At 39.0% G+C, this 24338-nt stretch carries 24 protein-coding genes and 1 pseudogene; all 25 read right to left on the bottom strand.

Annotated elements, in window-relative coordinates; all coding sequences use genetic code 11:
* Positions 1-424: 424 nt before the first annotated feature.
* Complete coding sequence (locus tag ACQSGY_RS05185; RefSeq protein ID WP_427050962.1) at positions 425-730, bottom strand: hypothetical protein; 306 nt, start codon at positions 728-730, stop codon at positions 425-427.
* A gap of 33 nt (positions 731-763) precedes the next feature.
* On the bottom strand, positions 764-934 hold the full coding sequence (locus tag ACQSGY_RS05180) for an aspartyl-phosphate phosphatase Spo0E family protein (RefSeq protein WP_427051200.1): 171 nt from the start codon (positions 932-934) through the stop codon (positions 764-766).
* Positions 935-1296: 362 nt separating this feature from the next.
* Positions 1297-1866, bottom strand: a complete 570-nt coding sequence (locus ACQSGY_RS05175) for a TOPRIM nucleotidyl transferase/hydrolase domain-containing protein (RefSeq protein WP_427051199.1) — start codon at positions 1864-1866, stop codon at positions 1297-1299.
* A 45-nt stretch (positions 1867-1911) separates the two neighbouring features.
* Positions 1912-2007, bottom strand: a pseudogene (locus ACQSGY_RS05170) (hypothetical protein); the annotation flags it as partial.
* A gap of 266 nt (positions 2008-2273) precedes the next feature.
* Complete coding sequence (locus ACQSGY_RS05165; RefSeq protein ID WP_427050961.1) at positions 2274-2750, bottom strand: hypothetical protein; 477 nt, start codon at positions 2748-2750, stop codon at positions 2274-2276.
* A gap of 848 nt (positions 2751-3598) precedes the next feature.
* Positions 3599-4300 carry a hypothetical protein gene (locus ACQSGY_RS05160; protein ID WP_427050960.1) on the bottom strand — a complete coding sequence of 234 codons (702 nt, stop codon included), beginning with the start codon at positions 4298-4300 and terminating at the stop codon, positions 3599-3601.
* A 554-nt stretch (positions 4301-4854) separates the two neighbouring features.
* Positions 4855-6726, bottom strand: coding sequence for an ATP-binding protein (locus ACQSGY_RS05155; RefSeq protein WP_427050959.1), 1872 nt, complete (start codon positions 6724-6726; stop codon positions 4855-4857).
* A 19-nt stretch (positions 6727-6745) separates the two neighbouring features.
* Positions 6746-7981 (bottom strand): DNA cytosine methyltransferase, encoded by a 1236-nt coding sequence (locus ACQSGY_RS05150; RefSeq protein WP_427050958.1) that lies wholly within the window; start codon positions 7979-7981, stop codon positions 6746-6748.
* A gap of 321 nt (positions 7982-8302) precedes the next feature.
* Positions 8303-8452, bottom strand: a complete 150-nt coding sequence (locus ACQSGY_RS05145) for a hypothetical protein (protein ID WP_427050957.1) — start codon at positions 8450-8452, stop codon at positions 8303-8305.
* Positions 8453-8741: 289 nt separating this feature from the next.
* The gene (locus tag ACQSGY_RS05140; protein WP_427050956.1) at positions 8742-9254 is read right to left on the bottom strand and encodes a hypothetical protein; all 513 of its coding nucleotides are present in this window, start codon (positions 9252-9254) and stop codon (positions 8742-8744) included.
* Between the two features lie 144 nt (positions 9255-9398).
* A complete protein-coding gene (locus ACQSGY_RS05135; RefSeq protein ID WP_427050955.1) occupies positions 9399-10421 on the bottom strand; it encodes a hypothetical protein in 1023 nt (340 codons plus the stop codon).
* A 305-nt stretch (positions 10422-10726) separates the two neighbouring features.
* Positions 10727-11023, bottom strand: coding sequence for a hypothetical protein (locus ACQSGY_RS05130; protein WP_427050954.1), 297 nt, complete (start codon positions 11021-11023; stop codon positions 10727-10729).
* A 282-nt stretch (positions 11024-11305) separates the two neighbouring features.
* Positions 11306-11719: a hypothetical protein gene (locus ACQSGY_RS05125; RefSeq protein WP_427050953.1), complete on the bottom strand. Its 414-nt coding sequence runs from the start codon at positions 11717-11719 to the stop codon at positions 11306-11308.
* Between the two features lie 502 nt (positions 11720-12221).
* On the bottom strand, positions 12222-13058 hold the full coding sequence (locus ACQSGY_RS05120) for a carbohydrate ABC transporter permease (RefSeq protein WP_427050952.1): 837 nt from the start codon (positions 13056-13058) through the stop codon (positions 12222-12224).
* A gap of 16 nt (positions 13059-13074) precedes the next feature.
* A complete protein-coding gene (locus tag ACQSGY_RS05115; protein WP_427050951.1) occupies positions 13075-14010 on the bottom strand; it encodes a carbohydrate ABC transporter permease in 936 nt (311 codons plus the stop codon).
* A gap of 70 nt (positions 14011-14080) precedes the next feature.
* Entirely contained in the window at positions 14081-15382 is a 1302-nt protein-coding gene (locus ACQSGY_RS05110; protein ID WP_427050950.1) for an ABC transporter substrate-binding protein, read from the bottom strand.
* Positions 15383-15929: 547 nt separating this feature from the next.
* Complete coding sequence (locus ACQSGY_RS05105) at positions 15930-17054, bottom strand: GntR family transcriptional regulator (protein ID WP_427050949.1); 1125 nt, start codon at positions 17052-17054, stop codon at positions 15930-15932.
* Between the two features lie 632 nt (positions 17055-17686).
* Complete coding sequence (locus ACQSGY_RS05100) at positions 17687-18430, bottom strand: hypothetical protein (RefSeq protein ID WP_427050948.1); 744 nt, start codon at positions 18428-18430, stop codon at positions 17687-17689.
* A 266-nt stretch (positions 18431-18696) separates the two neighbouring features.
* On the bottom strand, positions 18697-20418 hold the full coding sequence (locus tag ACQSGY_RS05095) for a helix-turn-helix domain-containing protein (RefSeq protein WP_427050947.1): 1722 nt from the start codon (positions 20416-20418) through the stop codon (positions 18697-18699).
* A 275-nt stretch (positions 20419-20693) separates the two neighbouring features.
* A complete protein-coding gene (locus ACQSGY_RS05090) occupies positions 20694-21470 on the bottom strand; it encodes a (2Fe-2S)-binding protein (RefSeq protein WP_427050946.1) in 777 nt (258 codons plus the stop codon).
* Between the two features lies 1 nt (position 21471).
* Complete coding sequence (locus tag ACQSGY_RS05085) at positions 21472-22512, bottom strand: ABC transporter substrate-binding protein (protein ID WP_427050945.1); 1041 nt, start codon at positions 22510-22512, stop codon at positions 21472-21474.
* Between the two features lie 151 nt (positions 22513-22663).
* Complete coding sequence (locus ACQSGY_RS05080; RefSeq protein ID WP_427050944.1) at positions 22664-22942, bottom strand: hypothetical protein; 279 nt, start codon at positions 22940-22942, stop codon at positions 22664-22666.
* 154 nt (positions 22943-23096) lie between these two features.
* A complete protein-coding gene (locus ACQSGY_RS05075; RefSeq protein ID WP_427050943.1) occupies positions 23097-23234 on the bottom strand; it encodes a hypothetical protein in 138 nt (45 codons plus the stop codon).
* Positions 23235-23257: 23 nt separating this feature from the next.
* Complete coding sequence (locus ACQSGY_RS05070; protein WP_427050942.1) at positions 23258-23842, bottom strand: GNAT family N-acetyltransferase; 585 nt, start codon at positions 23840-23842, stop codon at positions 23258-23260.
* Entirely contained in the window at positions 23842-24336 is a 495-nt protein-coding gene (locus ACQSGY_RS05065) for a DinB family protein (protein WP_111272587.1), read from the bottom strand. The genes ACQSGY_RS05070 and ACQSGY_RS05065 overlap by 1 nt, the downstream gene beginning before the upstream one ends.
* Positions 24337-24338 lie beyond the last annotated feature (2 nt).

Raw genomic sequence — 24338 nt, 5'->3', positions numbered from 1 at the left:
TTTTCGATTTTCTCTCCTCCAACCTCTATCAATTAATTGTAAAGTGTCCGGCTTAGATGGTTACATGCTATTAAATTAATTCATACTCTTAATGACTTTCTCCTGATTAAAAACTTTGAGAAACCAGAAAACCGGTATGCAGGTAAAGTCGTGATGTTCCCAGATCACCCAAGAGGTGAATGATTGGTTCAAGTTTGTGAGTGGGAAGTAAGGATTTGTTGTTGGGAAAAGTAGAGCATTAAAAACCCGAGCCGAAGCGGTTATTCACGCTTCGGCTCGTTTTTTTTAGTTTAAAGCGGAGACGCTCCCCCTGGACTATGAGTTCGCGTTAGTGGATCAAGCCTGTGCATGCTTACTAAGCTAAGCTAAGCTATGTAAGCATGCACGGGCCTTTCACACTGCTAAGTGCATAAATCAACTAGCGTTAGTCAGATTCATTCCCTCTCTCCACCAACATCGACTGACCTAACAAGGAAGCCGTTAGCTGAATACCATCTCGCAGCCCCTGCATGTACAACCTTTCATTCTCTATGCCTTTGCTGACAATATATAGATTCTCCCACTCGATGTATTCAGGTGTCTGCTCGACATCTTGACTAGCAAACAAAGCCTCAAACGCTTTATCTGTTTCCCCACGTACACGACTCAGTTCAGGATCATGCTCGATCTGCACAGTCACCTCATCCAGCCTTGCCTGAATCGCTCGCTGCATCCACGGTGGAAAATCCATAACGTCTCCTCCCCTACGCATTATGTACTTCGCTCATTTCCGTGCCACTCGACTATCTTTCGCCTTCGTTTCACTAACTCGTGCAACCAGTTCATCCACCCTCCGGCTCTGTTCCTGAACCGCAGGATTGTCCCACAACGGAATCGCTTGCTTCAAGGATGCCTCACCAAGCTGATTAAGCTTGCGAGAACACCTTCGTCTCATCAAGATTATAAGACTCTATGAAATGATTTTAATGAGGATATCGAATTAAAATAAAAAATGAAGATTATACCACCATGTAGCTAGAATACAATTTCTCTGATCAATATGTATCAGCTAGATCAAGTTCATATCAAGTTAGTCTCCATTCCACAGTATCACAAAAAAAGAAATATAGGGTATTGTGGAAATTACTAAACATAAAACTATAGTATGGTTTATTATTTTTTGGACTTGATAAGAAAAGGATAATTGTTCCCCAACCTTTTCTTATCAGGATCACTATTGATATGAACTCATAATATCTAACTGTATACACGCTTAGCGCCAACAACATCTAAAATTATCTTGAAATTTTCAACCGATTAATCAGACAATACTTTTATTTCACCCATGTGTATACGCTCATTAAATCGTTTTGATACCAATACTTTATCAAATTTACTCTTCTGTAAGCATTCAAGAATGATTCCGCAAAAATCTTCCTCTGAAAACATATCTTCAATTGTCGAATTGCTTTTATTTTTTGAAGTAGTAAATAGTATCTTGTTATTATCTATACCGCAGTCACTAACCAATTTTCTTTCTGTTTGTTTTCCAGCCTTATCATTATCCAACAGAATAAAATATTCAGTATCAGAATCAATAATAAAAGTAAGTACATTTAATATTTGTGCTGATCCTATGCATGGATATATTCGGAAATAATCCAATTTTATCCCTAGTATTTCAATGAAGTAATACCTCATCGCTTCAAGATAATAATAATCCGAATAACCTTCAACAAGAACTACCGTTTTCCCATAAGAACTGATGTCTTTGTTTAAACCCAGTCCAATTGTGGAAAGTATAGGCTTCATAGTGTAGTTATCAGCGCCTTTATGGATCTTATTCTCTACAAAGGTATGATCATTATCCTTTAAAACTAGTCTAATTCTTTCAAACCTATCTGGGTCAATTAACCAATGACTATGGGTAGATATGATAATTGGACTGTTAGCAGAAAGATCGTTGAGCATGCTTAATAAATCTTCCTGAGCGGCAGCATGCAAATACAATCCAGGTTCATCAATTAGTAAAACGCTACCTGTTTACATTTCTGCTTGTAATGTCAAATAAAATGACAGAAACCATTGCAAACCTCTCGGCTGAAAAGGCTTTTGAGTATCTGTTCCATAAACAAAAAAATTAATCTCTTCCCCATCTAAATTAATTTTGAGGGAGACACTGTCCTGAGAATATTAGCCCATAAAGTCACCAGAGACTCCTGCCGAAATTTTATCAGTTAGTAGCCTTCTTCTTTGAGGACTAACTTCATTAAATAAGACTGTCGGATTTTGATCTACCACTTTGAAAACCTTTTTACAATAGGTTTTATTTCTTCATTTCTTGAAATTGAGTCAGGAATTATATCATCAAAGGAACTAAAATATACAAAATTAGGTATGAGTGCTCTAAAACTATCGCTATGAGTATAATCAAATATTCTGTTCAGTGCTTCAGAGTAGCTTTCCATATCTTGAATGATTTTTTCAACTCTACCTACCTTCTCATCAGTTAGAGTATGATTAACATCCGAGAAAATTGATCTTGTTTCTTTAATAACATTCAACAGATTACTGACAGTAAGTTCACTAATATCTTCCTTGTAATTTGAATTAAATCCCTTGTCAAATTTATCTACATTTATACCAATTTCCGTAGCCATATATTCTACTGCGTTATTAAAAATTCCAAGATGAATCATCTCATTTGACTCCGCCGCTCGGATTACAGTGACACCATTATAATCACTATTATTTACTTCGAAAGTATCCAAAATATCTTGAAGTTCACTTTCATCTAATTCAAATTGAACAATAACTTCGGGATATTCATCAATGTAATCTATTGGATAGTCATTCTCTTTATCAAATTTATTGTTAGAGAAACAATCTAAAGCTTTTAAAATATTGGATTATCCTGATTCGTTTTTTCCGGCAAGAATTGTTAGATTCGGGTTAAAATAAATTCTTCCAGAATCTTTTATGGATCTGAAATTCTTAATCTGAGTCCAAATTAATCTCATTATATAGTCGCCTCCTCCTACAGTACTCATAAGTTTTTATGTCCTATGTTATTTTTATCCTCTGTTCAGTCTTACTCTATCGTATTTTTATTGGTATGACCCTTTAGTAGCACCTTCCAGCATACAACTTTCTTTTTATACATAAAATATATATGCGTAAGCCAAAACATCAGTATAGCTACTTTAATTCTAAATGTCGATTTATAAATTCATCAACTGAAGCGAAAAATATTCAAGTCATTCCCCTTGTAGTCTTTATTGAAACAGTTTCATTAACAGTCTAATATTCTTGATTCCTCAAATGAAGAATCTAGCAGAAATAACTACAATAGAAGCAAATATTAGGTGCATTCTGTTTCATTTACTTTTAACACCTGACGAAGCTAAGACTGGGTTTGCTTTATTGATATGATCATTAGATATTCTCAGCTTCTAATCTTTCAGAATTTACACTTAACCTTCTTTTATAAAGGAACCCCGAAGGGTTGTCTGCCTAAAACTACTCTCCTGAATCCCTCCCGCAGACCAAGCTCCAAAGGAGCCGCCGCTTGAATATTATATTAAGTGGAGCCCTGCCATCAAAGAATAACTTAAGAATACTATTTATTTAATACTTCTAGTACTAAATCTATATCTGCATAAGCTCTCTCAGGCATTTCATCCCAGAATGATATAGTTGCATTAACATATTCTATTAAATCATTTTCATTTACTTTAAGTATATATCCTTCCAACAACACTGATCCCAATATTTCTAGAGTATCCGTATCATTAAAAAATTCACTTTGAAAAAAATCGGGTCTTAGTTTTCTCAACTTATCAGCCGATTCCCCGTCACCATGTTTAATTGTATTTGTTAATTGTTTGAGTTCTCGAATTTTTTTCCATGCCTTTGTCTCCGAAATACTAACTCTATGTAATTGAAAAATTGATTGTACATGACCAAAATGCAAAACTTTCTTTGGAAAATGAATATTATGACTTAGTTCAGAAATAGTAAATTTTATTAATTGCTGTTCCCAAGTGTGATAGAGAAGGGAAATAGTCATAAGAAGGTGGTTAGATTTCATCCTTAGCAAATTCTGATACATCTCTACACTTTCTTCTTCTGCCCATTCAGCTACTGCAGAGTAGTCAGTATCTTCATTACTTCTAAAACTCTTATACAAATTGTTACCATACTCTTTTGCTTCAGTTTCAATATTTCCAAAATAAGTTTTTGTTTTATTGAAATAATCTAATACAATCTTCAATTCATTTCTGTATCTAGAAGGATTCCAAAAATATAATTGGGTTTGCATATTTCTACTACTTCCTTTCTAATTTACAGAGATTTCACTTAACGTTCCTGTATTCACACCCCAGCGTATGCTGGGTTTCTGACGCATGTCGGACCAAGGGACGTATGTCCACAAGGTAAATATAATGTTATATGATGCCAGTGCTCTTCCAAATTCCTTAATCTCACTTGATCTTTTCCTTCTTCAATTCTATGCTTTCTTTCTGTCATTTTTTTCAAATTTCTTTGCTTTAAAATCTTTTCCAAAATCCTTTTTCATCGGGTTGACTGGAAACGCCCCCCTGCTTCTATTTTAAATCTGGATCTGACCCTTTAATCGTTCTTCGATTTCTACATTTCTTTGATTTTTCAAATACTTTTCACCCTAATCAAAAAAGCGCCGATTAGGAACTCGGCGCTTTGTAATCTTATTAATTCCTTACGAGTGCCCAATCTTTCAGGTGCAAATAAACTTACACTGCTAGTTGTCTAACCTTCAAGAGCAGACTTGATGAGACTTTTGAAAGCATCACCGCAAAAGTCAAAACAACCGGTTCAAGGGTGTAAATTTTGAAATTATGCATCGTTTTGTTTTTTATTAATATCATTAAATAAAGTGATAAACTCTCTGTGGTATTCTTTCGACTGTTCTAAAAGTTCTGTGTATGTCTTCACAAAAACTTCACCTGTTTCTCTATATGTTTTTTCTTTGGCACGGAATAATCCATTGTTTGTTGACTTTTCTCCACCAATTACAAAGGCAACGACATTTGAAAACCCGCTTTCAGAAGCAAACTTATCCTTTAAAAAAACACCATATTCATATGCTTGTTCAATTGCCTTTGAATCAACTTTATAGGTACTTCTTTTAATTTCAATTACGTATAGCACTCCACCAAGAGCATTGCTGCATAAAAAATCAATTCTCCTATCATCCCTATCAAGTGAATCATCCGGATAATTTTCTTTTAAGAGTGTTGAGTATCTTACTTCATCTTTAAACTCTAAAATTCTAGGATCTAATATCCAAGAGAATTTTTTCAGAAAATTATGTAATGTAGGAACCTCTTTAGTGTCGTTAGATAAATAGTGTTCAAACTTGTTGATAACTTCAATCCTTGAAATGGCTAAATCTGAGTATTGCTTTGATTCTATAGTTTTCCATTCATCCATCAATTTCAGAAGATTAGGAATATGCTCTGGTGCATTTAAGTCGGCAATTCTAGAAGCATATTCATGAAATGTTCTATTATCAAATTTATCGATAACATTTTCAATCAGATTGCTTGATTCTTCAATATCTAATTGACTATTTTCTAAAATAGGACTAATTATTCTATGACTAAGTTCGCGTTCTACACTTGGGAGTGATTTTTGCCAATTTATAACATCTATATTCTTCTCAACTTTTAAATTATTTATCTTTTTTTCATTCCTCTTTTCTTTCCAATCACTTCCGATTTTTCTAATTACATCTTGGAGATATTTTTGAAGATCTCGAGTAATTTCATTTTCCCAATTTAAAGACTGACGGTCAGTTGAAATAACATCTTCTTCGATTTCGTCAATGAAATCAACTTCTAAATATCCGGTTACATATGTGTGAAATAAATCAGTATCTCTTAATCCATAAAATTCAGCTTTATTTACAATTTTACCTCTTGATGTTAGATATATACCTTTCATTTCTGTATCTTTTATAGGTGTCTCTAGTGTGAAAATTTCGCCTTTAATTTTACTTGCAAACGAATAATCTATCCCTTTGAAATCTCTTGGGAATGTCCAAGAAAATTCCTTTTTAAAATCTTCGAACTTCATTTCATTTGTAACTAATATTGTATCTTGATCAGAACAAGCAATTGTAGTTTTCATTTGATCAAATATTGTAAATTTTTTTGCAATACTAGCAGCTATTAATTTACAATTAAAAGGCGTTTTTCTCCTTACCTCCATTAAAGTCAATTTTGTCCCACTAGGTTCATCAGTAATTTCATTGAAAGAAATAATATCAGGCTCATAAGCCTCTTTAGTTGTATTTTTTATTTTTTCTAAACTCATTTCAAATTCGTTTAAGATGCCAGCTTTAACTGTCCTAATTCTAATAACATTGCAAATTCCAAATATTGATAGCTTTCCCAACCCTTTTTTTCCAATAACATTCCTTCCTTTTTCTGTTATCTCAGACATTAAACTTCGTCTGTTTCTTCCAATTAATAAGTAATGTTCGTTTAAGTCATCAAATGACATCCCAATTCCATCATCTTCAAAAATAATAGTTTTCTTATTTATGCTTTCTTCAATAAATTTAATGTTAACAAAATCAGCATCAGCATCCCATGAATTAGAAATGAGTTCTGCCAGAACATTAGGCATATGTGAGTATAAGGAAATCCCCAAATGTTGAATAGTGTTAGGGTCAAATTTAAGAAGCAGCTTTTTTTCACTCATGTTAATATCTCCTTTAGAATTATTTCATGTTCTCATAAATCTTCTTAGCTAATATTTTTGCCATTAGAGGTGGAACTGCATTCCCAATTTGTTTAAAAGCTGAAGTTCTAGATCCCTCAAAGTAATAATTATCGGGAAATGATTGAATCCTCGCGGATTCTCTTACAGATATTGATCGTATCTGATTTATATCTGGATGAATATAATAGTGACCATCTCTTGAAATATGTGCTACCATTGTATGCGAATACTGCAAATCACCAGCAACAACCTTATATCTATCTAAAAAGGACTTTAGGTTATTCTGACTTTGCAAATGGGGTGGAAGCATATCATATTTTAAGCGTATCTTATTTTTATACCAATACTCTTGAGCAGTTTGGTATATTTCTAAGTCACGTGAAATGTGACTCCGTGAATTATGCCAAGTTAATATTGTATCCTCCAGATTTCTAATACCTGAATTTATTAAATAACTATTTGCATTTTTAATATAGACAGCGCCATTTTTTTGTTCACCAGGTTTTAGAGAGGGTAAATCAGAAAATAAATCAAATATATTTTCTTTAAACTCAACTTTTTCTATTATAGGATAATTAAAACTATAATCATTTCTCCACCCAATTATAATTACTCTTTTTCTTTTTTGCATCACCCCAAAATCAAATGAATCAAGAATTTTAGCCTCAAAGGTATATCCGCTTTCTTGTATCCTAATAGCCAAATCTTGATATAATTTACCTTCATGAGCTGAAAAAAGACCAACTACATTTTCAAAAATAAAAACCTTAGGTTTATATTTCTTCAAAAATTCTATATAAAGAATATATAAATAATTTCTTATATCATTCTTCATACCATTTGAATCTCTTGCTCTTCCAATAATTGAATAAGCTTGACATGGAGGTCCACCTATAATTAAATCTATTTCTGATGCATTGTTAATACTCATGCACTCTGATATATCATCATAAATTGATTCTAAATTACTCTCATTTATTTCATATTGTAATATATTTTCCGTAATATATTTTGGAACGCTTGAATAAAGTTCTTCTGCGTTTATTTGCTTAAGAAGATATTTGTTGTATAAATCAATATTTCCAATTTCATTCAGATAATGATACACATTACGAGTTTTAAGCGTCTTACAAGCATTTTCATCAATTTCAATATGGGCGATCCCATTAAATCCTGCATTTGTAAATCCTTCAGACAGCCCGCCGGCTCCTGAAAATAAGTCTAGATAATTCATAATGACTCCTCGTTTATTATATTTGACAATATATTTTATCAAATTTTCGACCTATTGTATCTATATAAAATGACTCATAACGTTCTATATTCACACCCCCGCTACATGTCAATGACTCAAATATTTTTTATTTTTACTTAACTTGGTGATAAATTAAATGGATCTCTTAACGTTTCTAATGATAAAGAAAAATTCACATCATCTTTAACCATGTTTTCTATGTAAAGTATCAGCTTCACGTCTTGAAGAATATGTTAAGAATTTTTCGCTTTCAAAATTTTTAACTAGGCTAACTAGAATCCTTAAATCGGACAATTATCCCTAAATAATTTCTTTGTTGTCACGCTTTTGAATTGGACTTTTTAATAATTTTCTTGGACTTAGCTTCAAATTAAGGCTAGCATGTTTTAAAAACACTTTTAAAACATCTTCTTTTAATTCCACCTTAAGAGTAGCATTCAAAGCTTTCATTAAGTTACATAATTCCTCATGAGTTGGAAACGTATAATTGAATTGAGCTAATAGATCCAATATCGATCGGATTTGAATCAATCAAAAATGTACACACTTCGTAATCTTATTCTTTCCTTTATGGATTCTGATTCTCTCAGTTTGTATATAACGTTCTTGTATTCAGCACGCTCGGCGAATGCCGAGTATGTCCAGTTGCTTCAACTTCCCCGAAATTCTCCTACTGGACCAAGGACATATGCCCCAATGCGTGAATATTATTATGTTATACGACGGTGAATTGAAACTACTATCTACAAAGATCTTTATACATTTCTAAGTTTTGAATCTCTTGCTCGTATCTCTTATAAAGCTGATTTTCTTGATAGTCATTGAGATAACCTAGCATCTCATTCAAACTTTCTATTCTTATCATAACCGACATATCTGCTAGGGCATTCGAGTTTATCATTGTTCTACGGTACTTCTCTAATTCAAGAAATCTTTCAATTAATTCTTTGAACCCGCTTAGCGAATGTTCCTTAAAATCAAATTTTCTATTAAAGTCAATATTTTGAAGTTCATTTTTATAATCATTAATAACTTTTTGACGTATTAATCTTGATGAATCCACAGCGCGTTGCTGTGGACCAAATCGAAACTGATTTCTCCACTGGATTATGGTATTTTTAGGTACATTAAGTATGCTACTGATTTCAGCTGGGATAAGATCTTTCTCAACACAATACTCATACATTATTTCTTTTAACTCTTTCCCCAGTTCCTTCTCCACTTTTAATTTATAATCATTGTTTGTCATCATATGAATCACACCTCAAGAGTTATTCTACTCACTGTCGTATAACGTTCCTGTATTCACGACCCAGCGCATTCTGGGTGTCCGGCTCCTCCCGGACCCAGGACAAATGTCCGCAGCGTGAATATTATGTTATCTGACGTATCTATTTTAAGTGACCTTTAACAATTCGATCTCTAAATTTTTAATTATTTTCAACCAGTGATCTTCCCTTTGTTTTTCCGTCATTTTATCAAAAGCTTTTACTCTATCACTACTTGATCCTAAAATTACTTCGCGCATCTTTAGAACTATCTCAGTATTTTCATTAGAATATTCAAAGCTACCGGCTATCCCAGGGTAAACTTGATCTCCCAACACAACTTCACTATTGTTTTCGATAGAACATCCAACTCTATACAAATTTTCATCACGAGTCACTAGTATAGGGTTGAATATTCCTTGCGTAGGTAAATTGCTCAAAGTGTTCGCAGCAAAACCTGTTATAAATCTAAGAAAGAATATATCCCAACAGGAATTCCATATCCCTTTCAGCAAGTTACTTTCAATTTCTATTTTCAACATACTATTAATAGCGTTAGTTCTATCCTCATTTAAAGAGAATAGTAGTTCCGTTATTAATGCTAGTTCGTACCCTCCAACTAACTTCAATGTATTCATTAAAAAATTACATATTTCTAAATACCTTGATTTATTATCTGAGTAATTTCTCAATACATGGTGGTATTTAAGCATTACACAAAAAGACGGCACGAGAAAGATATTAGCATCTATATTTGAAGCTAAACTTTGAAAATTTTTCTTTCCCCCTTTTATAGGTTGCATCCCTCCAACAAATTCTTGCTGTGCTTTAATTCGTAATATAGTTGATTCATCGTAACTAAATAAAGTATCAATGGCATTCAATAATCTCGTCTGTTTGTTGAAATCAATTTTAAACTTTTCAAAATCCCATGATAGCTCTTGTATTGCAATACCAGGAACAACATCTTTATCTTTGAAGAACTCAAGTAAACCAATATAGTAATCCACCTCACTTACATTCATTTTATGAGGACTGTAAAATAAGTCTCGTAATTTCATTACAACATTAGAATCTAAGATAAAGGAATCGTAGCTATTAATTTCTTTATGAAATCCGTTTTTAAGAAAACGAACATTACCGTTAAACATAAATTCACTCCTAGTTTTTAAGACTTCATTTTTAGATATGTTAGATCATCTAATCTATGTACTTCGTAAATACCACACATTCTAACTAATACTTAAACTACGTATATGATAACCTATACAGTGATTTTTGCGAAGAAAAATTTGGTGAAAAAGGGAGAAAATTCGATGCGCATGTCCATATGATCCAATGGACTTTGAACACTTCGAGTATTTGTAAATGTCAAAACAAAAAGGAAGTTCCTTCTTCATCCAATACAGAATCAAGTGAACTTCCAATGTCTTCTTAGTTCTTTACTCAAGCTACACTACTTATCATCGTCCTGATGAATATAGTAAAAAATTGAACCAGCCACTATTTCATCTGGTGATAATCCTTTTCCCAAACATATCTCAATATTCTTCTTACCCACAATGGAATTATTGATTTGAGAAGAAAAGACGTCATATACCGCTCTTTTTCCATGTACTATTTTAATCACGATCTGATGAACGATCATCTCTTGAATGGTTGAAGGAAGAAGATCGTCCAACTCTTCGTTCGCCCCCATCACAATGGTTCCGTATTCAGGTGTATAGAAGACCAAAAATACACCAAACAGCATTTTGTTTCCATTCTCTGACCTCCTTATCTCTGATCTATGAATAGCTCGCCTTTTACATCTCGTACTCTAAGATCGGCGTTATGTAGTCTAGCGATGTCATCTCTCAATAAAGCATAACGTCCAGTAGAATGGAGTTCAGACATAACTCTTGTTTCTCGAATGCTTGCCTGAGCTTCATCAAAGACTTAGTTTTTTCACAACCTAGGGCTTCAGGAAAATCTACTTTTGTTAATTACTACTGTCAAAGATATGTAAAAAAACTACAACTCTTTCATCACTTGATCAAAGTTGTAACTCTTGGTCCTGATACACTTTCCTCGTTATCATGTTTGTATATTTTAATCTTGTGATTTCGATCAGTTCATTTGGCTGCATCATATTCAGGATATGACTATCTTTTATTAATATTTTACGATTACCTCGTCCCAATCCTTTGACTATAATGATACTTTTATCCTTATTCACATCTACGATTTGTCCAATGGTTACGAATTGCTCCTGGTTCTTGAGATCAAGGTAGGTTAGCAGCCCAAGTATACAAAATATAATAAAACCAGAAATGGATAATCCAGTTGTCCATGCAGGGGGAGGATTCACAAAGTAGTTTTTGACAATTAATTGCACGCCAATGATAAAAATAAATATTATGATAAAACCAAATTTCATTTTCAATTTCTTTTTAGCTTTTTCGTTCATAGGTTCTCCTTCTAAGTCTCTTTCTCCATACCCGTTCAATGTCCCACCACTCTCATTAATGGATCTTTACGGAGATGAATCACAAAGTCTGGATTTGAAGTATGATATACAACGTTACCAGGCTCTAATCGAAAAAACTCTTTATTCGCATCTTGTTCGGATACAGTACGAATTGGTCAGGGAAAAGCTCTCTCACTTCCTGCCAAATGATGTGCTATACCTCCTGTTATTCGAATTTTCAAAACTCTCTATCATTTTAACATATACACCTGACTTCATATATCGTCCTGTATCAACCTCCGAGTTAGTCCAATGTATCCTCACTCGAGTATGTAAAATGTACAAAGAAACCGTCTCCTTTGGTATATGGTCGCTCTCGCTTCCATTTACTACGAAACGGTTTCTTTTGTTTTTCCCTCATGAAAAACTGCCTCTCAAGTCCAGGTCTCTCCTAACACGCCTTGGTTCCGTATCGCTGGAGCTTCATTCATACCCATGATGTTCAACCTTTTATACCGCTAAATGTAATGCCGCTAATAAACGTCTTTTGAAGAAAAAAGAACAAAACAATAATAGGCAATGTCATCAAGGTGGATACGGCCATTAATAGACCCCATTCGGATCCCTTTTGACTCTGGAATTGCTGCAATCCGAGCGAAACCGTGTAAGATGGTTCATTGGTTAAATAGAGCAAGGGGCCCATGAAATCAGTCCAGCTCCCCATAAATTGAAACAATGCCACGGCTAAAACGGCGGATTTGGCTAGTGGAAACATGATCTGTAAATATATGCGGAACTCACTAGCACCGTCTAAACGGGCCGCTTCGCGCAGGGCATCAGGCAGTCCCATGAAAAACTGCCGCAATAGAAAAATGTAAATGGGCACTCCAAAAAATTGGGGTACAATCAGTGGAAGAGCTGTTCCTACCCAACCTAATTTAGTAAACAACAGGAACAGAGGAATCATCGTCACCTGTCCGGGAATCATCATCACAGCGAGGGTTACAAAGAACAGTATACCTCTCCCACGGTACTCTAACTTGGCAAAACTATATGCAACCAAGGGACAGGATATGATCACACCAAGCGTACTCGCGATGGTTATAATCGCCGTGTTTTTCAGATAGGTCCAAAAAGGAATATACTCCACGGCACGGGAATAATTACTCCACAGAATGGGACTCGGAATCCACTCTGGCGGGAATGTAAAGATTTGTGTGAGTGGTTTAAGAGAAGTCGAAAGCAGCCAAATGAACGGAGTAATGAAAAATGCAGAAGCAACAATTAGACATACATAGGCTAACGCACGATTGATTCTTTTGATCGCGATAGGACTCATCCCTTACTTCCCCTCCTTATTTCCCTTGATAATGCACCCAGCGTTTAGACGTAATAAAAATAATTCCGGTTAATGCCATAACGATAATAAATAAGATCCAGGCCATGGCGGAGGCATAACCCATTTTGAAATACCTGAATCCGTTCTCATATAAATACATGACGTAAAAAGTCATGGAATTCGCAGGAGTTCCTTGCCCTTTGGTCAACGTATAGGGAAGAGTAAACTGTTGGAATGCACCGATCATCCCCATGACAAGGTTGTAGAAAATAACGGGAGTGAGCAAAGGCAGAGTTACCTTTCTCGTTTTCTGAAACCAGTTAGCTCCATCGATTTGTGCCGCTTCATAGTACTCATCAGGGATATCTCCTAGTCCAGCAAGGTAGATAACGACCGCTTGTCCAATACCCCAGAGCGACATCAGAATGAGAGAGGGCTTGGACCACGACTCACCACCTAGCCAAGAAGGCCCATCGATACCGATATGCGCCAGCATCCCGTTAACCAATCCGAAGTTTGGATGTAACAGCCACATCCACAGAACAGCCAGAGCCACTTGCGGCACGAGCGTAGGTAAGAAAAAGATCGTTCTGAATACAGCCATACCCTTGACCTTCATATTCAACATCATAGCGAGTGCCACACCGAAGAATATACTTAATGGAACAAAAAATACGGTAAAATAAATCGTGTTGTATATGGATTTACAAAACAGAGGATCCTGGAAAAGATCTCGATAATTATTCATTCCGACAAATTCACCAGGCTGCAGAATGCTGTAAGTAGTAAAGCTGAAGTAGATGGACATAAGCATCGGAATTGCATAAAAGCATAGCAGCCCTATAGCCCAAGGGGAAGCAAACAGCCACCCAATCACGTTAGTTCTGTGAAGTGCCCGTTTCCTTGCCGATGGAATTGCGCTTACTTGAACGGAATCGGCTAGTTTCGCCATGTGCATTCTCCTTCCAATTGTCATTCATGAATAGGCAAGGAGAAAGCTCGCTCCCTGCCTACCGAGCACCCTATTTGTCGTATTTTTCTAAAGCCTTATTAACAGTCTCTGTTACTCGATCCAGGTTCTCTTTCGGAGTACCGTTGCCGCGGGTAGCCTTTTCCGTAGCGGAAGCTAACTCATTCCACAACAGCTGTCCTTCAGGAATAACAGGGCGGTTGTGTGAATTAGGCAAAATAGTAATAAATTCCTTCATGATCGGATCGTCCTTGTAACCGTATTTGTCGTTAACCGAATCGATAACGGAAATTTGAGAGTCGGCGTTTAATAACGTTTGCCCCTCTTCTTTCCCTAAGAATTCGAGGAATTTCCAAGCAGCAGCGACGTTCTTGGCCCCTTTAGGAATAATAGCGGAGCCGCCTCCTGACCATGTCGTAAAATCCGCTCCCGTTGGAGTCGGTATCGGTGCAACGCCGTAATTTAGATCCGGCTTAAATTTTTCGATCCCCTTAACCGTAAAGTTTCCACTGATCTTCATGCTGACTTGACCGGAAATGAAGGGATCCATTTCCTCCGTGCCAGCTGCGCTAGTAAATCCGGCAATGTCCTCGACATTGTATTTTTGGCCGAAGTCGGTCATCCATTGCAGCGCTTCAACGACTTTGGGATCATTTGCAGTAATTTTGCCGGTGGCAGCGTCCTGGAATTCTCCTCCAAACGCCCATCCCCAAGTATACAGCCAGCCTTGTGAATACCATGGGATGAACCCAATCCGTTTGAAACGTTTCCCTTCCTTGATGGTTAACTTATCGGCGGCCGCTTCAAGCTCGGCGATCGTTTGTGGTGGTTTGTTGGGATCCAGCCCTACTTCTTTGAAATGATCCTTATTGTAAAATAGCAGGCGAGAGTCCGTATCCATCGGCATTGCATAAAGCTTTCCTTGATAACTGGATTCCTCCCAAGCAAATGGATAATACATTTCCTTACGAATTCCGGATTCTGCTGCCATCGAGGATAAGTCAGTCAGCGAACCTTGGGCAGCCCACGTACCGACCTTAAATCGGTCGAAAAGTGCAACATCAGGCGGATTGCCGCCTGCGACCGCAGTCAGCAGCTTCTGATCGGATCCCTCGCTGGATTCCGTATAAACCAATTTCATTTTGATGTTAGGGTTTTTCTCCTCAAATGCCTTCACGACTTTATTCATATTATCTAAATCAATGGAGGTAAGACCATGCCACATCGTAACCGTTGTATTCCCCTCTCCGGCCGGATCGCCGGAGCCTGCCTTCGTTGAGCAAGCAGTTAGAAGTAGTAACATAGCCAGGAAGTAAGCAAGAATTGGAAATGCGATTTTTTTGGATCTCCTCATTCAAAGTCCCCCTTAAGTTAAATGAATTCGTTTAACTTGAATTCCTATAGAATCCACTTCCTTTTCTGAACAATCCATTATTTATGTAAGCGCTAACAACATTGGTGATATGAACTATTAAAATCAGAAAATGATGAACGAAGTGAATTGGTTATAAGAATCCTACTAGTTACACTAGATATACTAAGTATATTAATATGACATCACAAATCATGTCAATTGCAATATTACGACATGAATATGTATGACGTATGACTATAATTAGATATGTGAATAGATTTTTCGAGGTTCGTTAATCTCCGGTCTCCCATCCCATTCCCTGATGTGAAACAAGCTTTACCATAAGAAAAACGGCTACCGCCATACTTCACAGAAGACAGACGACATCTAGCAGAAGTTTTTCCTGCGATATCAGGTCCGGAAGGTCCAAGCTTCGAAGTTCATATTTCTGATATCAAAAAAAAGTGCCGATAAAGCCCCTGAGGACTTCTCGACACATTGAAAAATATCCTTGATTTTGTTGAGTTGCACTGAGTTTGTATTCACCCTATGTGTTATTTTTCACGACCATACGATGTTCAATAATGTTCAGCTCGGGAACTGCTGCTCCATGCAGCTGAGAGATTAGCATATCCACCGCCAATTCACCCATCCGCTTCTCATCCTGCTTAATATGAGTGAAGATGGGTTGACCCAAGTAATCATTCAGGGAGTCGAAACAAACAATCTCGAATTCCTCCAGAGATTTCCCCATCGAGTGGATGACTTGAGCCAGCATGGTAGCTATTAGAAATTCCGACGCGACAAACGCCTTTACATCAGGGTGTTGTTTCAAAAAATGCTTTATTGTTTCCTTATCACTTTCAATCGCTGTTCCATTTATGTTCATAGGAAGGGTGCCCTTCAGGTTCGTCAATACATAATCTTTGTTCAAATTCATCCCTTCCTGGGTGAAGGCAAACGTATATCCGAGCAGCCTTTCCTCCAATGTTGAAGTGTTTTCTTCCGGCGGAGATAAAAAGGCAATTTTTTTATGTCCTTTGTTAATCAGATGTCGCGTAAGATCCATGGCTGCTTTCTTATTGTCTGTGTATACCGAGCAAACCGGAATTCCTTTAAGATATCTATCGGCCAAAACAATTGGAAACCGATCTAATACAAGCCGAAGCAGTTCCGAATTATAGTGTTGACCATGAATGGGGGTCACGATTAATCCCTTGATGCCTAAACCCATAAATAAGTCGATCGCACGTTTTTCCTCATCCCGATCCCCGCATGTTCGCTTGATAATGAGTTGATAATTGTGCTCAGCGCTCCGCTTTTCCATCGATCTAAGAAGCTGCAGGCCAAACTCGTCAGAAAAATTCGGTATAATAAAACCGATCAATCGCTTATCATCCTCAGGAACCAAGGTCGTTTTTACCTCTGAATAATGCTTCGGTTCTTGTCCTCCAATTATACTATCGGCCACAAATGAACCTTTTCCTTGTATTCGTTTGATCACCCCGGAATCGGCCAATTTCTCCAGAGCCTTTTTAGATGTAATACGACTGACGCCAAATTGTTCAGCCAACTCTTTTTCAGAAGAGACTCGGTCTCCTTCTTTTAATCGACCTTCTTTGATCTCTTGTACAATATAGACATATATCTGCTCGTATAAATGCAATTCCACAAGACCACCCTGACATCATAATATTAATATACTAAGTATATTACACAAGAAGTCATTCGCAAAGTTAATCAGATTACCGCCGAACTTCTGTGGGTATGCAACATCTTAGTGGATGCCATGGTGTCCATGAAATGTTTAAGAGATCCGAACGAGCTGACATTGAGGCAAGGCTGATCTACGAGCGAGGATAATGCGTCCATATGAAGGCATGACTTGGACAGGATCATCGGAATGGATGTGTTGAGATTTTCCAATCTCCTCGCACAAGCTGTGGGCAATCTTCCAGTAACCCACATTCTCATTCAACTGAATTGAGATAATCTCTCCGAACTTTCGTGATCACTTTATGAATTATCAGTTCAATGTAATATAATTGTTAATTTTTATAAATTAACTTATAAAAAAATTAGATGTAAATATTTGTATCTAATACATATGTAAAAAAAATCTAGATTTCAAATAATTTTTAGCATTTCACTGCGTAAATAAGGCCTACTCCGCCTTATTCACGTTTTAGTTATTGGAGGCGACTATGCGACAAAGTATAGCACTGCTTTTCATTTTTATTGTTTGGTAGAACGGGGCTGGTCCTAGCCATTTTATAACTTATGGGACAGCCCCGTTCCTTATTACTATTTGATGGGTTTTGCTTCAATTGTATCAACAATAAATTCATTTTTGGCGTTGTCATATTTATATAAAACATTAAAGTCACACACAAATATTGGTGACTCTCCGACAGAACCAGGGATGGATAGCTTTATTGTTTGATTCTCAAGTGTATAAATAACTACACCACCAAAAGCTAATTCCTTCTGATCTGGTGCTGGTACAGCAGATTTATTTTCAAACTTCAGTTCTTTTCCTTGCGTTATAACTGAAACAGCTATTCCATCATCACTTTTAACAACTTTTGATTTTATATGATTAGACACGATATTTTCATAGCTTTGTACCTTGATTTCGGATAAATCAGAAGCATTAATAACATGAATTTCAAAGTTATCTAAACCGGTTCCTTTACCTGTTTGGATAATAACTACAGCCTCTTCCTCACCATCACCCGTTAAGTCCGTATAAAACAGCTGCGGTTTTGTACCCGTATTAGGAACTGTCCAACCAAAATTCTTTTTTACCCCATTAACGTCCAATGCTGCACTTTCAATAACCTGATTCTTTTCTTTGTTTGCATACAGTTTTACTTCCTCATCTTCTGTTGCCTCAATTAAAACTTCGTTAGAATTCTCTCCTGATTGACTAGTTTCTTGTTGACTAGTAGGTTCAGCATTCTGATTAACTGGTTCCTGTTTATCCAATCCACACGCTGAGAGTAGAACTACGCTTAACAATACTAATATTCCGAACCTTTTTTCCAACTTATTGTTCTCCTTTCATCTCACCTGAAACAAATTATACCAAATCCAAAAAAATTGATTAATCACACCTTCATTACAAGTTTTAATATTATAGTTAAATTTATGTATGCATTACGTTGATCTGAGTAAGTTTATTCACTGGAAAATCTATATCTCAAGTAGGGTTAATTCAAAGTATGTGAATATATAACGAGAACGTTCCCTTGGGTGTACTGCTTGCCCATACTTCCATTAACAAGGAACGGTCTCTTTTAATTAACTCCTCCTCACCCCAACAAAACCTTCTCAACCTGATCCACAATCCCATTGATCCCCACCGGCCCATAGCACCCAATCCAGGTCGCGGCATCCACCGAATACACTCGTTGCTCTTCTCCCCCACCAAGCATCCCCAAAACCCGCTCCTCTGTTGCTGATATCCCATCCTGCATAAACTCATTACTCAGCAAAAAGTAGTGACTTGCCTGCACTGCTGGTAATCTCTCAACCGAGATATGATAGGCCGTATCAGAGGTGTCTGCAACAAATAACGGAACTGGCAAACCCAAATCACGGTACAGTACAGCTCCTGTGCGATGAGCGGCTGAATGCACGCGAACGAGAGAGTCCAGCGGACGGATCAGGGCTACACTTTTGCCTGCCAATACCGAAGCCAGTTCTTCGGACAGCAAAGCCGTTCTACGAAGATAGTCCGCAATAATCTGCTTGGCTTCTGCTCGTTTGCCTGTCAGTTCACCGAACAGACTCAGGATGGTCTGCCAGTTTTCATTACGTTTAAACATGAGCACTGGAGCGATCCCACTTAACCGTTCAAGATACTGCTCATGTACCTCAGTGCAGATAATCAGATCCGGCGCAAGTCGTTCCACCGCAGGCAGATCGGGATATTCATATGTACCTAGTAATTCGGTGTACTGGAGTCCTGCCCGGAGGGATTGAGGAAACGTTAATACCGCGCTTCCCAGTCCAACACTGCCCACCGGAGACAAGCCTAGTGCAAGCAAATGATCGGCATACTGCACATCGAGTACAGCGATACGCTGGGGTGTTTCGGTGACGGTGTACTCCCCCTGCATATGACAGATGACCGGGCCTTGGGCTGATTCATAGGATGAAGCTGTGCGGTTTTGCAATAAAGCATTCGCATAGTCTGCATCGGTTCTCGAAGCGGCGGCATGCCGATAATGCAGCGGTGGAACGCCGTAATACTTTTTAAATGCTCTGCTGAAATAATACATATCACGATAGCCCAGTTTGTCGGCAATTTCTCCTATGGAAGCATCCGTATGACGCAGCATGCGTGAAGCACTTTCCATGCGCAGTTGAATAACATACTCCATCGGTCCAAGCTGCTTTTCTTGTTTGAAACGACGCTGCAATTGTCTTACGCTACAGCCCGCAAGGACAGCCAGCTCTTTCAGCTCCAGGTTCTGACGATAGTGTGACGCAATATAAGAAGCGACCACATCCACCATATCAGACTCCGCTCCCCCCTGCCCCCGTTCATATGCCATGATCAGCTCGTAAATCATGCCCTGGAGCAACGCGTTCGCATAGAAGCGTTCCAGTCCTTCACCGCGGCGCCATTTGGCCACGATTTTTTCCGCATTCTCGATCCATTCCGCGTGGGCTGCCGAGTTCAGCACAAATGCTCTGCGCAGCGGGTGTTTTCGGTACGAAGGCATAACAATAGAGGCTCCCTCCATGGAAGAAGCCTTGTACTTAATCACTATATAATGAATGTCCTCTGATCTGGCCGTCAGCGTGTAGGATGATCCCTTCACCGCATGACAGGCAAAAGAAGCTCCAATGTGGCAACCCTCGCCATCCATTGCAAGCTCCCCTTCTCCTCCGTATGCCAGCAACAGCACATTAGAAGTTACATCTGTTTCGTGTAAAACGCTGCCTGTCTGCAAAGTACCGCTATATCCGTCCAGCATCTTGATTGCTGTATCACTCCAACCACTTGTCTGTTCCTGCAGCGGCATTTCTCTCATCTCCTGACAATCGCATTATTTGCTAAGGCAAATGTCTCTACTATATAAGCTGAACAAACGATGTTTACACGTGCACTCCGATGACAGAATAACCCTCCAATCGCTGTTATCCCCAGATTTTTTTGATTCCCTTTTCTTAAAGGTGAAAATCTGGTGATAAAGGCGAACGCTTCGCTTTTTCAGGTTTTTTCTGTCCTCTCCGTTCCTGTGAAAATAATTCGTTCAACTTCTATAGTTACCTTAGCAAAAATAGAATGTTGCTGTTGTCATTGTAGTTGAGATTCTTTCTCATTGTCAATTTTCGGACATTTGAGACAGTATTCCCCTGACATCTGGTAGTAGAAACAGCAGGTGATGCGCTCGCTTTTGGCAACATGTACATTGTCCTTACAATCGGTGAAGCGGGTTAACGGATTCTTTCTCTCGCCAAACACTTGCCCAGAAGCCACTTGCGTGAGATAGGCAAAGTCTGCCTGAATTAGCTCTCGTTCTTGCTCCGTCTCGCCTTCGTCAGGAGCGAATAGTCGCCCGATCCGTACCATGATATTCTCCCAGAGAATGCTCATCGAAAGAGGCGCAATCGCAGCAAGTGTCTTTAACAGAGGTGTCAGCTGCACCGCAAACATCTCCTGGACCGCCTTTTCCCTCCACACAGCCCGTTCTCCCGTCAGTTCTTCAGCCTTAAGCTCGTTCACCGCTAGAAAAGGAAAGCGTGTACCGCCCTCATGTTTTTCGAGCTTCGGATGATAGAGAAAGGTGTTCTCCAGCTCAAACGTCACATGCTGATGATGAAACGTCATCGCGGTCACCAGCGGAGCCGTCCATAGATATCCAAGTCGCTTGGCTAACATGGAAGCGGCAACCTTCATGTCTGGTGCATCGATATAATGTTGAAACCAGCGGATATACTCTCGGCACGCCTCTTCGTCATGCAGCTCACTCAGAGAGATGCTACGGACACTATGTTCAGGCGGCTCGCCAAGCAAAATCGAATGATCCTCTACCGTCTCTTTCCATACGTCTGTCGAGAGATATCGGCTCATATTAATTCGATCCGAGCAGAGCTTCCGATGCCTGATCGACAATCAGATTAATCGCAAGCGGTCCGTAGTACGCAATCCATAGTGTGGAGTTTACGTCATACGTGCGGTTATTTTTCACAGCATCAAGAGACTTCCATACCGGATTGTTCACCATCGCCTCTGCTTCTGCGGCAAACAGCTCATCCGACAGGACAAAATAACGATCTGCCCCAATCTCAGGCACCTTCTCCATCGAGATTTCTACGGAAGTGTCATCCTTGATTCCCGCAACGAGTTCAGGCATTTTCAAGCCCAGATCATTATACAGAATGCCGCCTGTACGGTGCTCGATACCATGAACACGGATACCTTCTTTACGCGGACGAATCAATGCTACCGTCTCATCACCCAGCTTCTCAGCCAGTTTCGTTTTCATTCCTGCCACTTTCTCTTCATACGCTGTGCGCACTTTCTCTGCTTCGTCCTGCTTATCTGTAATCTTAGCTACAGTGGCTAACGTATCGCGCCAGTCTTCGTAGAAATCCAGTACCAGGGTAGGTGCAATTTTGCTTACACTCTCATACTGCTTCTCCTGGAAGTCGGTCATAATAATCAGATCCGGGTCGAGTGCTACAATGGCTTCCAGGTTAGGCTCGTCCCGTGTACCCAGAACTTCTACGCCATTTGGCTGGTCTCCCAAGTATTCTGGAAAATCGGTGTTCCCTCCAGCGATAACACTACCCGCTGGCTTTTCGCCAACCGCTAACATTTGATCCAAAAACTTAACATCGAGAACTGCAATTCTTTTCGGTTTTTCGTTTAGAGTGATGTCACCCTTCATGCCCTTGATCGTTACTGGAAAAGCACCGTCGGTCTTCGTCTCTGTACTCGCAGGTGTATCCGAAGGTGTTGCCGCAGATTGTTTACCGCTATCTGTACCTGTTCCGGCACCGCACGCCGTCAGGACTAGAATCAGGGCCAGCATCAAGCCCATCAGTAATCGTGATTTGTGAGCAGTATAACCTTTGCTTCCGGCCATTTGCCCCTTTGTTCCTTGTTTCATTTGTAAATCCCCCTTATGTATACTAGTGATAATGATTTTCATTATCGAAACATAAAGAGAGTATAAACGATCTGTGTATCGTGTTACCATGTACTTTTGCGACATTTTAGTCGGACTAATGCGACATGATGATTCATATTTTCCCCATTCACTATCCACCTTTTAATTTTTCAGCAATGTAAGCATGCAGACGGTAAATGTCTGCAAGAAGTTCTTCTTCCTCCGGCGTATTGCCATACTCCCCCAGCCAGCGCGGTGTACGGATATGCCACTCCTCTGTCAGGTATTGCTTCTCATCTCGATACTCTAAAATATGTCCCAGGAAATATTCCAGAGAGCCAAAGGACCGCTTTCCTTGATCGTTAATGATGGCTTGTGTATTTTCAATAATTGTATGTAACATTTGTTGAATATGCTCTTCTGTATTCATGGCTCCTCCTTCAGTAAAATCTTTAGTTCAACCTATATAACACCTAATAAAATTTCATTATAATGTAAATCGGTTAAAATAAAATCAAAAAAACAGCCGAGGCGATACTAATACGCTTTGGCTGTTTCTATTCGGTTCGGGATCGGTCCGTTCATCATAAGTTCACGGATTTGCACAACCTCATCATATTTCCGCTGGCATCCATCGGCACACTGGGATGACGCCAACTGGACATTGTGCCGCCTACACCCAAAATAATGCTGCCTAGCTCAAGCTGTTTCGCTTTGCTCACAGTCAACCTCCCGCATCGATCCGTTATTGAAGCAATGAGGTGTCGGCAAGCTGCAAGCGATAGCTTTTGACCAGCGTGTTTCCCCCTGTCATAAACTCCTTATCCAACGCTCGTTCAAACCCCAGACGTTCATAAAGACGAATCGCCGACCCCATCATGTCCGAGGTGTGAAGGTACAACGTGTCCGCACCTCGTTCCCTCGCCAGTTTGACACTGGCCCGAATAAGCTCTGTTGCCACACCTCTTCCGCGAGCCTTGCCAGTTACGCCCAGCAGACGAATAATCGGGGAATGGATGCCTAGCGCTGCATTGCCGTATGCCGTCTCGGATGAGTCATACACAAATACGCTGCCGACGATTTCTCCATCCAGCTCTGCGACAAGCTTGGCAATCGTTGATGATTTCCGGATCGCTTCTGCAATGCCCGCTTTATAGGCAAACCAGGCATCCTGAGGAAGCTCCTGTTCATATTGACTGTATGCTTCATACAGGACGGCCTCCAGCAAATGACCTTCATTGGCAGCCGCTTCCCTGATAATCAGTTCTCGGCTGCCCGTACCCGAATTCGGGTGTTGGCTGTCCACTGATTGCGCCTCTGTGTTTGCCATTACTGCACCTGCTTTTCAGCTGCTGCTTGCTTGATTCTGCGAATCTGGTTGAGATGGTTCTGCACATGAGCGACAAAACCCGGAATGATCACAGCTAGAGATACCGTCTCTCCTTTGAAGTTAACTCCAGTTTTCTCCCATTCTTCATCACTCAGCCGCTCCAGTAATCCTGAGTTGTACTGAACCAGACCATTGGCAATCGTAATCAGCTGAGAAATCTGCTCCTCATTTGCTTTTTGTCCGACAATCCACGCTTCCTGATTAAAACCAGGCAGCGTCGCCTGTGATCCCGCTAATATTTCCCGGATGCGAAAGGAAACGACGATGCTATGATCCACCAGATGTGCCAGCACTTCGGTAACACTCCAGGAGGATGGAGAAGACTTCCACTTCAACTGCTGCTCGGTCAGCCCCGCAATCTCCTGTTCAATCTCTTCATAAGCGTGTACATATGCCGATATAATCGATTCTGTCTTCACTGTTGTTTTCCCCATAA

Source organism: Paenibacillus sp. TC-CSREp1 (assembly GCF_050171015.1).
GTDB lineage: Bacteria > Bacillota > Bacilli > Paenibacillales > Paenibacillaceae > Paenibacillus > Paenibacillus silvae.
The sequence above is the reverse complement of the archived record's forward strand: the minus strand, read 5'-3'. Positions and strand labels throughout refer to the sequence as shown.

Bases quoted from the DNA above. Each gene is read 5' to 3' on its own strand.
- ACQSGY_RS05185 (WP_427050962.1), bottom strand. From the start codon at position 730: ATGGATTTTCCACCGTGGATGCAGCGAGCGATTCAGGCAAGGCTGGAT.
- ACQSGY_RS05180 (WP_427051200.1), bottom strand. From the start codon at position 934: ATGAGACGAAGGTGTTCTCGCAAGCTTAATCAGCTTGGTGAGGCATCC.
- ACQSGY_RS05160 (WP_427050960.1), bottom strand. From the start codon at position 4,300: ATGCAAACCCAATTATATTTTTGGAATCCTTCTAGATACAGAAATGAA.
- ACQSGY_RS05155 (WP_427050959.1), bottom strand. From the start codon at position 6,726: ATGAGTGAAAAAAAGCTGCTTCTTAAATTTGACCCTAACACTATTCAA.
- ACQSGY_RS05150 (WP_427050958.1), bottom strand. From the start codon at position 7,981: ATGAATTATCTAGACTTATTTTCAGGAGCCGGCGGGCTGTCTGAAGGA.
- ACQSGY_RS05145 (WP_427050957.1), bottom strand. From the start codon at position 8,452: ATGAAAGCTTTGAATGCTACTCTTAAGGTGGAATTAAAAGAAGATGTT.
- ACQSGY_RS05140 (WP_427050956.1), bottom strand. From the start codon at position 9,254: ATGATGACAAACAATGATTATAAATTAAAAGTGGAGAAGGAACTGGGG.
- ACQSGY_RS05135 (WP_427050955.1), bottom strand. From the start codon at position 10,421: ATGTTTAACGGTAATGTTCGTTTTCTTAAAAACGGATTTCATAAAGAA.
- ACQSGY_RS05130 (WP_427050954.1), bottom strand. From the start codon at position 11,023: ATGCTGTTTGGTGTATTTTTGGTCTTCTATACACCTGAATACGGAACC.
- ACQSGY_RS05125 (WP_427050953.1), bottom strand. From the start codon at position 11,719: ATGAACGAAAAAGCTAAAAAGAAATTGAAAATGAAATTTGGTTTTATC.
- ACQSGY_RS05120 (WP_427050952.1), bottom strand. From the start codon at position 13,058: ATGAGTCCTATCGCGATCAAAAGAATCAATCGTGCGTTAGCCTATGTA.
- ACQSGY_RS05115 (WP_427050951.1), bottom strand. From the start codon at position 14,010: ATGGCGAAACTAGCCGATTCCGTTCAAGTAAGCGCAATTCCATCGGCA.
- ACQSGY_RS05110 (WP_427050950.1), bottom strand. From the start codon at position 15,382: ATGAGGAGATCCAAAAAAATCGCATTTCCAATTCTTGCTTACTTCCTG.
- ACQSGY_RS05095 (WP_427050947.1), bottom strand. From the start codon at position 20,418: ATGCCGCTGCAGGAACAGACAAGTGGTTGGAGTGATACAGCAATCAAG.
- ACQSGY_RS05090 (WP_427050946.1), bottom strand. From the start codon at position 21,470: ATGAGCCGATATCTCTCGACAGACGTATGGAAAGAGACGGTAGAGGAT.
- ACQSGY_RS05085 (WP_427050945.1), bottom strand. From the start codon at position 22,512: ATGAAACAAGGAACAAAGGGGCAAATGGCCGGAAGCAAAGGTTATACT.
- ACQSGY_RS05080 (WP_427050944.1), bottom strand. From the start codon at position 22,942: ATGAATACAGAAGAGCATATTCAACAAATGTTACATACAATTATTGAA.
- ACQSGY_RS05070 (WP_427050942.1), bottom strand. From the start codon at position 23,842: ATGGCAAACACAGAGGCGCAATCAGTGGACAGCCAACACCCGAATTCG.
- ACQSGY_RS05065 (WP_111272587.1), bottom strand. From the start codon at position 24,336: ATGGGGAAAACAACAGTGAAGACAGAATCGATTATATCGGCATATGTA.